Annotated in this window: 7 protein-coding genes; 2 read left to right on the top strand and 5 right to left on the bottom strand. The window is 71.9% G+C overall.

The features are described from left to right. Positions 1 to 59 precede the first annotated feature (59 nt). From pgl to tkt, 5 genes are read right to left on the bottom strand one after another with little or no spacing between them, the layout of a single operon-like run. Complete coding sequence (gene pgl / locus ACFU5G_RS27210; RefSeq protein WP_377251758.1) at positions 60 to 833, bottom strand: 6-phosphogluconolactonase; 774 nt, start codon at positions 831 to 833, stop codon at positions 60 to 62. Further along, a complete protein-coding gene (opcA, locus tag ACFU5G_RS27205) occupies positions 833 to 1,762 on the bottom strand; it encodes a glucose-6-phosphate dehydrogenase assembly protein OpcA (protein WP_377251756.1) in 930 nt (309 codons plus the stop codon). Before opcA ends, pgl begins: the two co-directional genes overlap by 1 nt. Further along, positions 1,759 to 3,321, bottom strand: coding sequence for a glucose-6-phosphate dehydrogenase (gene zwf, locus ACFU5G_RS27200; RefSeq protein ID WP_377251754.1), 1,563 nt, complete (start codon positions 3,319 to 3,321; stop codon positions 1,759 to 1,761). The genes opcA and zwf overlap by 4 nt, the downstream gene beginning before the upstream one ends. After that, complete coding sequence (gene tal, locus ACFU5G_RS27195; protein ID WP_377251752.1) at positions 3,318 to 4,466, bottom strand: transaldolase; 1,149 nt, start codon at positions 4,464 to 4,466, stop codon at positions 3,318 to 3,320. Before tal ends, zwf begins: the two co-directional genes overlap by 4 nt. Before the next feature lie 40 nt (positions 4,467 to 4,506). Beyond that, on the bottom strand, positions 4,507 to 6,612 hold the full coding sequence (gene tkt, locus ACFU5G_RS27190) for a transketolase (protein WP_377251750.1): 2,106 nt from the start codon (positions 6,610 to 6,612) through the stop codon (positions 4,507 to 4,509). 331 nt (positions 6,613 to 6,943) lie between these two features. On the opposite strand from tkt, the gene ACFU5G_RS27185 reads away from it, so the two are divergent. Then, complete coding sequence (locus tag ACFU5G_RS27185) at positions 6,944 to 7,924, top strand: heme o synthase (RefSeq protein ID WP_377251748.1); 981 nt, start codon at positions 6,944 to 6,946, stop codon at positions 7,922 to 7,924. 187 nt (positions 7,925 to 8,111) lie between these two features. After that, positions 8,112 to 8,963 carry an HpcH/HpaI aldolase/citrate lyase family protein gene (locus ACFU5G_RS27180; RefSeq protein WP_377251760.1) on the top strand — a complete coding sequence of 284 codons (852 nt, stop codon included), beginning with the start codon at positions 8,112 to 8,114 and terminating at the stop codon, positions 8,961 to 8,963. Positions 8,964 to 9,014 lie beyond the last annotated feature (51 nt).

Below are 9,014 nucleotides of genomic sequence, written 5' to 3'. Positions count from 1 at the left end.
GCCTGATCAGGTGTCCCGCCCACAGTTCTACCTCGCCAGAGTTCTATCTCGCCGGTGTTCTACTTCGGCGTGGTCGCTCCCGCGGCCTCCAGGTCCAGGAGCCACAGCGTCCGGGCCTGCCCGACGGCGCCCACCGCGGGCACCTCGGTGACGGGGTCGCCGGCCAGTGCCGCCGCCACGCGGTCCGCCTTCTCGGCGCCGGCCGCGACGACCCACACCTCGCGGGCGGACCGGATGGCGTCGAACGTGAGCGAGACCCGCTCCGGCGGGGGCTTGGGCGAGCCGTGCACGCCCGTCGTCGTGCCCTGCGCCGCCAGGCCCTCGTGGCCGGGGAACAGGGACGCGACGTGGCCGTCGGGGCCCATGCCGAGCAGCAGCACGTCGAACGCCGGGACGGCCGCGGCCGCTCCCTGCGCGTGCTCCGCCAGGAGCGCCGCGTAGGCCGCGGCGCCCTCCTCGGGCGTCGCGACCGACGTCGGACCCGGCATGGCGTGGACGTTGGCCGCGGGGAGCCCGTGCTCGGCGACGAGGCCGTCGAGCAGCGCCTCGCGCGCCTGCGTCTCGTTGCGGTCCGGGTCGCCGTCCGGCAGGAACCGCTCGTCGCCCCACCACAGGTGCACGCCCGACCAGTCCACGGCCGGCACCAGCGGGCTCGCGGCGACCGCCGCGAGCGTCGCGATGCCGACCGTGCCGCCCGTGAGGACGACGTGGACGGGGGAGCGGACCGACTGCACGTCCAGGACGCGCGTCAGCAGCCGCGCGGCGGCGGCCTGCGCCAGCACCTCCTTGTCGGGGTGCACGACGACGAGCCGCACGCCGGGCGCCTCGGTCATCAGGCCGCCGTCCGGTCGGTGACGTGCCCCAGACCCCGCGTGAGGACCTCCTCGAAGACCTCGTCCGGGTCGAGCCGGCGCAGCTCCTCGATCAGGGCCTCGTTGAGCGCCCGGATCGGCAGCGCGATCCGGCGTGCGGGCTTGCCCGGCTGCGTGATCGTGACGATCCGGCCGTCCGGGCGGTCCAGCACGATGGGCCCGCTCTTGCGCTCCAGGACCACGCGGGTGATCGCGTCGTCGCTGGCGGTGCGCACGACCTCGGCCGGGCAGTTCAGCCGGGCGCCGAGCCAGGCCGCGAGCAGGTCGAGCGACGTGTGCCGCTTCTGCCCCTCGACCGTCACGGACAGCACCGGCTCGAACGGCGGCTGCTCGACGGCGGCCGCGATGAGCGCCCGCCACAGCGTGACGCGCGCCCACGCGAGGTCGGTGTCCCCGGCGGCGTACGTCCCGGCGAGGTTGCCCAGCATCTCCTGCGGGTGCTTCGCCGTGGTGCTGTCGATGATCCGGCGGGTCGCCATGGCGCCCACCGGGTCCTGCGACGGCACCGCGGGCGCCTCCCGCGGCCACCAGGCCACGATCGGCGCGTCGGGCAGCAGGAGCGGCATCACCAGCGTGTCGGCCCGCTCCAGGAGCGGCTTGGAGGCACGGAGCACCACCACCTCGGAGGCGCCGGCGTCACCGCCCACGCGGATCTGCGCGTCCAGGTGCGTGCTGCTGCCGTCGGCCGACGGGGCGACGACGATGACGCGGCACGGGTGCTCGCGGCTCGCGTCGTTGGCGGCCTCCACCGACTCCTCGATGTCGCCCTCGTCGGCCAGCACCACGAGGGTCAGCACGCGGCCCAGGGCCACCGCGCCGCCCTCGTCGCGCAGGCGCACCAGACGCTTGTTGACCTGGTTGGTCGTGGTGTCCGGCATGTCGATGATCACGGTCGCCTCCAGGCCCTGCCGTCGCGCTCCATCATGGCGTCGGCCGACGGCGGACCCCAGGTGCCGGAAGCGTAGGGCTCCGGCTGACCCTTGCGCGCCCAGTAGGACGTGATCGGGTCGAGAATCTGCCAGGACAGCTCGACCTCCTCGCGGGTCGGGAACAGCGGCGGGTCGCCCAGCAGCACGTCCAGGATGAGGCGCTCGTAGGCCTCGGGGGAGGACTCGGTGAACGAGTGGCCGTACCCGAAGTCCATCGTCACGTCGCGCACCTGCATCGCCGTGCCCGGCACCTTGGCCCCGAACCGCATGGTGACGCCCTCGTCGGGCTGCACGCGGATGACCAGGGCGTTGTTGCCGAGCTCGGACGTCAGCGACGTCTCGAACGGCAGGTGCGGCGCCTTCTTGAACACCACGGCCACCTCGGTGACGCGGCGGCCCAGGCGCTTGCCGTGCCGCAGGTAGAACGGGACGCCCGCCCAGCGGCGGTTGTCGACGTCCACCCGGATCGCGGCGAAGGTCTCCGTGGTGGAGTCCTTCGCGATGCCGTCCTCCTCCAGGAAGCCCGGCACCTCCTCGCCACCCTGCCAGCCGGCCTCGTACTGGCCGCGGGCCGTGTGCTTGCCGAGGTCGCGCGGCAGGCGCACCGACGAGAGCGCCTTGATCTTCTCGGCGCGCAGCTCGGCGGCGTCGAAGTTGCGGGGCTCCTCCATGGCCACCAGCGCCAGGAGCTGGATCAGGTGGTTCTGGATGACGTCGCGCGCGGCGCCGATCCCGTCGTAGTACCCGGCGCGGCCACCGATGCCGATGTCCTCGGCCATGGTGATCTGCACGTGGTCCACGTAGTTCGAGTTCCACAGGGGCTCGAACATGGTGTTCGCGAAGCGCAGCGCCAGGAGGTTCTGGACCGTCTCCTTGCCCAGGTAGTGGTCGATGCGGAACACCGAGTCCGGGTCGAAGACCTTGGACACGACCGCGTCCAGCTCCTTGGCGCTGGCCAGGTCGTGCCCGAACGGCTTCTCGATGACGACGCGCCGCCAGGCGTGCACGCCGTCGCCGTCCGCGTCGTTGTCGGGGCGCGACAGCCCGTGCTTGGAGAGCTGCTCGCACACCACGGGGAACGCCGACGGCGGGACCGACAGGTAGAACGCGTGGTTGCCGCCCGTGCCGCGCTCCTTGTCGAGCGTCTCGACGGTCTCCCGCAGGCGCTCGAACGCGGCGTCGTCGTCGAAGGAGCCCTGGACGAACCGGATGCCCTCGGCGAGCTGGCGCCACGTGGCCTCCCGGAACGGGGTCCGGGCGTGCTCCTTGACGGCGTCGTGGACAACCTGCGCGAAGTCCTGGTCCTCCCAGTCGCGCCGCGCGAAGCCCGTCAGGGCGAAGCCCGGCGGCAGGAGGCCGCGGTTGGCGAGGTCGTAGACGGCGGGCATGAGCTTCTTGCGCGACAGGTCACCCGTCACGCCGAAGATCACGAGCCCGCTCGGCCCCGCGATGCGCGGGAGCCGCAGGTCGAGAGGGTCGCGCAGGGGGTTGACCCCCTGCTCGATCTTGGCCGGCCTCACCGCTCGCCGGCCCCTGCACCGGCACCGTCGAGGCCGGCCTTGGTGGTCGTCAGGAGCTCGTCCCAGCTGACCTCGAACTTCGTCACGCCCTCGTCCTCCAGCTGTGCGGTCACCTCGTCCATGGAGATGCCCTGCGCCTCGACGGCCGCGATGGTCGCGGCCGCCTGCTCGCCCGAGCCGGTCACGGTGTCCGCGAGGACGATGCCGTGGTCGGCGAACGCGTCGAGCGTCTTCTCGGGCATCGTGTTCACGACGCCGGCCACCACGAGCTCGTCCACGTACATCGTGTCGCGGTAGGCCGGGTCCTTCACGCCGGTCGACGCCCACAGTGGCCGCTGCGGCTGCGCGCCGGCCGCCGCGAGGGCGGCCCAGCGGTCACCGGAGAAGACCTCCTCGTAGGCGGCGAAGGCCAGGCGGGCGTTCGCGATGGCGGCCTGGCCGCGCAGCGCGAGCGCCTCGTCGGTGCCGACGGCGTTCAGCCGCTTGTCGATCTCGGAGTCCACGCGGGACACGAAGAACGACGCGACCGAGCCGATCACGGACAGGTCGTGACCCGCCTCCTTGGCCTGCTCCAGGCCGGCCAGGAAGGCGTCCATGACGGCCCGGTACCGCTCGATCGAGAAGATCAGCGTCACGTTGACGCTGATGCCCTTCGCGAGGGTCGACGTGATGGCCGGCAGACCCTCCACCGTGGCGGGGATCTTGATCATCACGTTGGGCCGCGCGACGGTCTCCCACAGCCTTACGGCCGTGGTCTCCGTCGCCGCGGTGTCGCGGGCCAGCCGCGGGTCCACCTCGATGGACACGCGGCCGTCCACGGCGCCGGTGGCGTCGTAGACGGGGCGCAGCAGGTCCGCGGCGTCGCGCACGTCGTCCGTGGTGATGCGCTCCACCGCGGTCTCGACGTCGGACCCCGCCAGCTCGCCCAGGATGCCCGCGTAGGCGTCGCCGTGCGCGAGCGCCGCGGCGAAGATCGTCGGGTTGGTGGTCACGCCCACGACGTTCCTGCTGGTCATGAGCTCGGCGAGGTTGCCGGTCCGGAGCCGCTCACGGGACAGGTCGTCGAGCCAGATGGCGACACCCGCCTCGGACAGCCGCTCGGTGGGGCTGACGTTCTCGCCGCTGTCGCTGGTGCTGTCAGTCATCGTGCCCTTCCTCTCTCGTGTCCAGGTGTTCCGGCGCGGTTCAGGACGCCGCCTCGATCGACTCCCTGGCGGCCTGGGCGACCGCCTCGGAGGTGATGCCGTACTCGGCGTAGAGCGTCTTGTAGTCCGCCGAGGCGCCGTAGTGCTCGAGGGAGACGATGCGGCCGGCGTCGCCGACGATCTCGCGCCAGCCCTGCGCCACGCCCGCCTCGACCGAGACACGGGCCTTCACACCGGACGGGATGACCGACTCGCGGTAGGTCTCGTCCTGCTTGTCGAACCACTCGCGCGACGGCAGGGAGACCACGCGGGCCTGGATGCCCTCGGCGGCGAGGAGCGCGCGCGCCTCGACGGCGAGCTGCACCTCGGAGCCGGTGCCCACGAGGACGACGTCGGGCGTGCCCTCGGTGTCCAGGAGCACGTAGCCGCCCTTGAGGGTGCCCTCGGCGCCGGCGAAGCCGTCGGTGCCGCGCGGGTAGGTGGGCACGTTCTGCCGGGTCAGCACGATGCCGGCCGGGTTCTTCGTGTTCTCGAGGATGCCGCGCCAGGCCCAGGCGGTCTCGTTCGCGTCCGCCGGGCGGACGACGTCGAGGTTCGGGATGGCCCGCAGCGCCGCGAGGTGCTCGACCGGCTGGTGGGTCGGGCCGTCCTCGCCGAGGCCGATCGAGTCGTGCGTCCAGACGAAGGTGGTCGGGATGCTCATCAGCGCGGCCAGGCGCACCGAGGCGCGCATGTAGTCGGCGAACTGCAGGAACGTGCCGCCGTAGGGCCGGGTCAGGCCGTGCAGCACGATGCCGTTCAGGATCGAGCCCATGGCGTGCTCGCGGATGCCGAAGTGCAGGGTGCGGCCGTAGGGGTCGCCCGGGAACTTCTTGGTCGCGTGCTCGGTGGGCACGAACGACGGCACGCCGTCCATGGTCGTGTTGTTGGAGCCGGCGAGGTCGGCGGAGCCGCCCCACAGCTCGGGCAGCACGTCCTTGAGCGCGGTCAGCACCTTGCCCGACGCCGCACGGGTCGCGACGCCCTTCTCGCTGGCCTCGAACTCGGGCAGGGACTCGGTCCAGCCCTCGGGCAGCTCGTGGGCGCGCAGGCGCGCAAGGAGCGCGGCGTTCTCCGGGTTGGCCTCGGACCAGGCGGCGAAGGCGGTCTCCCAGGCCTCGCGCTCGGTGGCCTGACGCTGGGCGACGGAGCGCGTGTAGGCGAGCACCTCGTCGTCGATCGCGAACATGGCCTCGGGGTCCAGGCCGAGCGCGGACTTGAGGCCCTTGACCTCGTCGGCGCCCATGGCCGAGCCGTGGATGCCGCCCGTGTTCTGCTTGGTGGGCGACGGCCAGCCGATGATCGTGCGCAGCGCGATGATCGACGGCTTGCCGGTCTCGGCCTTGGCGGCGTCGAGGGCGGCGGCCAGCGCGTCGGTGTCCTCCGCGTAGCCCGCGTCGCCCGAGGTCCAGTCCACGCGCTGGGTGTGCCAGCCGTAGGCCTCGTAGCGCTTCAGCACGTCCTCGGTGAACGCGATGTTGGTGTCGTCCTCGATCGAGATCTTGTTGTCGTCCCAGATCACGATCAGGTTGCCGAGCTGCTGGTGGCCCGCGAGGGACGAGGCCTCGGAGGTCACGCCCTCCTGCAGGTCGCCGTCGGAGGCGATGACGTACACGTGGTGGTCGAACGGCGACTCGCCGGGGGCGGCGGCCGGGTCGAGCAGGCCCCGCTCGCGGCGCGAGGCGAACGCCATGCCGACGGAGGAGGCGAGGCCCTGGCCCAGCGGGCCCGTCGTGATCTCGACGCCGGCGGTGTGGCCGAGCTCGGGGTGGCCCGGGGTCTTGGAGCCCCAGGTACGCAGGGCCTCGAGGTCCTCCATCTCCAGGCCGTAGCCCGCGAGGAAGAGCTGCAGGTAGATCGTCAGCGACGAGTGTCCGGCGCTCAGCACGAAGCGGTCGCGGCCGACCCAGTCGGGGTCCGACGGGTCGTGGCGCATGGCCTTCTGGAAGAGGAGGTACGCGGCCGGCGCGAGCGAGATCGCGGTTCCGGGGTGTCCGTTGCCCACCTTCTCGACGGCGTCCGCAGCCAGCGCCTTGATGGCCTTGACCGCTCGCTCGTCGAGCTCCGACCACTCAAGGGGCTTCAGCACGGGGTCGAAAGCGTTCACGAGTCCTCTTTCTCTCCGCCGGCGGCCCACGGCCTGTCCGGAGAGCGGACAGGCCGGTGAGCCGTGCAGCGTGCGTGCGGCGGCGGCGGGATGCCGGCCGCCCGTGGTTCGATTGCGAAATCAACCCTATACGCGCACTCCTGCACCCGCGCAGGCCTGTCCACAGACAATGAGACGGTTGCCCCGGGACAAATCTCACACGGTCGTGCGGGAATGCGGTGCGCGGCGAGGTCAGCCCGCGACGTACGATGGGCACGCACTCGACCGGCAACAGCGCCGACCAGGTGCGTTACCGACTTCCAGGACCCTCCCGAACGGAACTGCGACGCGCGTGAGAACGAGCCACCCGACGACCGGCCAGACCGCGCGTCCCCAGACGTCCGGGCACGACGCACCGGACGCCGCCGTCGAGCAGCGTCCCGGGGGCTGGTTCATGCGCCGCGCCGGTGCCTATGTCGCGCTGACCAAGCCGCGCGTCATCGAGCTGCTGCTCGTCACGACGGTGCCCACCATGATCCTGGCCGCCGACGGCCTGCCCAGCTTCTGGCTGATCGTCGCCACCCTGATCGGCGGCGCCGGTGCCGCGGGCAGCGCGAACGCGTTCAACATGTGGTGGGACCGGGACATCGACCAGGTCATGAACCGCACCAAGAAGCGTCCGCTGGCCACGGGGGAGATCACGCCGCGTGCCGGGCTGGTGTTCGCCTCGATCCTCGGCCTGCTGTCGCTGGCGTGGTTCGCCCTGGTGATCAACTGGGCCGCGATGTGGCTCACGCTGGGCGCCATCGCGATCTACGTCGTGGGCTACACGATGATCCTCAAGCGCCGCACCCCGCAGAACATCGTGTGGGGCGGCATCGCGGGCTGCATGCCGGTGTTCATCGGCTGGGCCTCCGTCACCGGCGGGCTGAGCTGGGCCGCGCTGGCGCTGTTCGGCATCATCTTCTTCTGGACGCCGCCGCACTACTGGCCGCTGTCGATCAAGTTCAAGAAGGACTACGCGAACGCCAACGTGCCGATGCTCCCCGTGGTCAGCGACGACAAGCGCGTCGCGGCCGAGATGGTGGGCTACACGATCGCGATGATCGCCTGCTCGCTGGCGCTCACCCCGCTCGCGGGCATGTCGTGGGTGTACACCGTGGTGGCCGCCGTGCTGGGTGGCTGGTTCCTCTGGTCCACGATCGCCATGCTGCGCCGGGCGCAGGGCAAGGCCGGGGGCAAGCTGGGCGCCATGAAGGTGTTCCACGGCTCGATCACGTACCTGTCGCTGCTCTTCGTCGCGGTCGCGGTCGACGTCTTCCTGCCGTTCTGACCCTCGCACCAGACCTCTGCATAGCGGGGGTCATGATTCGGCCAGGCCACTTGTCGCCGCCTAGGCTGGGCGCGTGACCGAGACCCCTGCCGACCGAACCACCGAACCCGCAGACCAGCCCACCGCGCAGTCCGCGGGCTACTCGTCGGGCCTGCCGACGGCGTCCGCCGTCGTCCCCGAGAGCGACCTGGCGCCCCGCCGGGCTGCCCGCGAGAAGTCGCGGGTCGCCCCCGACTACGCGCGGGCCTGGCTCCTGCTGTCCGCCATGCGCACCGAGCTCTTCGACAAGGCGCAGCTCTCGCGGGCGGACCAGGTCATCCTCGACTGCGAGGACGCGATCGACGACTCGCTCAAGGACGAGGCGCGCGAGAACGTCATCCGGTGGATCAAGAGCGGCGGCAGCGCCTGGGTCCGGATCAACGACCGCACCGCGCCCTCCTGGGCCGACGACGTCGCCTACCTGCGCGGCCTCGAGGGCCTCAACGGCGTGATGCTCGCCAAGACCGAGAGCGCGGACGACGTCATCGACACCGCGCAGCGGCTCGGCGGCGACGTGCCCGTGATCCCGCTGGTGGAGTCGGCCCTCGGCATCGAGGAGGCCGTGCACATCGCCAAGGCCCGCGGTGCGTTCCGCCTCGCGTTCGGCTCGGGCGACTACCGTCGCGACACCGGCGCCGCCAACGAGCCCATGGCCATGGCGTACCCGCGCACGCGCCTCGTGGTCGCCAGCCGCATCGGCGGCCTGCCCGGCCCCGTGGACGGCCCCACGGTCGGCTCGTCGCACGCGCTGCTGCGCGAGCAGTCGGCCGACGCCGTCGGCCTGGGCATGACCGGCAAGCTCTGCCTGGACTTCGAGCAGTCGGCCGTCATCAACGAGTCGTTCGCGCCGACGTCGTCCGACGTGGCCTGGGCCGTCGACTTCTTCGCCGAGTTCGAGGCGGCCGGCTCCGTGATCCGCGACGGCAGCGACAAGCCCCGTCTCGCCCGCGCCCAGGTGATCCGCTCGCGGGCCGAGCTGTTCGGCATCAACCCCTCCTGAGGCCGGTACCGCGTCCGGCGGTCGAGCCTGTCGAGACCGGTCCTGGTCCTG

It is taken from the genome of Promicromonospora sp. NPDC057488, from assembly GCF_042802395.1.
Lineage (GTDB): Bacteria > Actinomycetota > Actinomycetes > Actinomycetales > Cellulomonadaceae > Promicromonospora.
The sequence above is the reverse complement of the archived record's forward strand: the minus strand, read 5'-3'. Positions and strand labels throughout refer to the sequence as shown.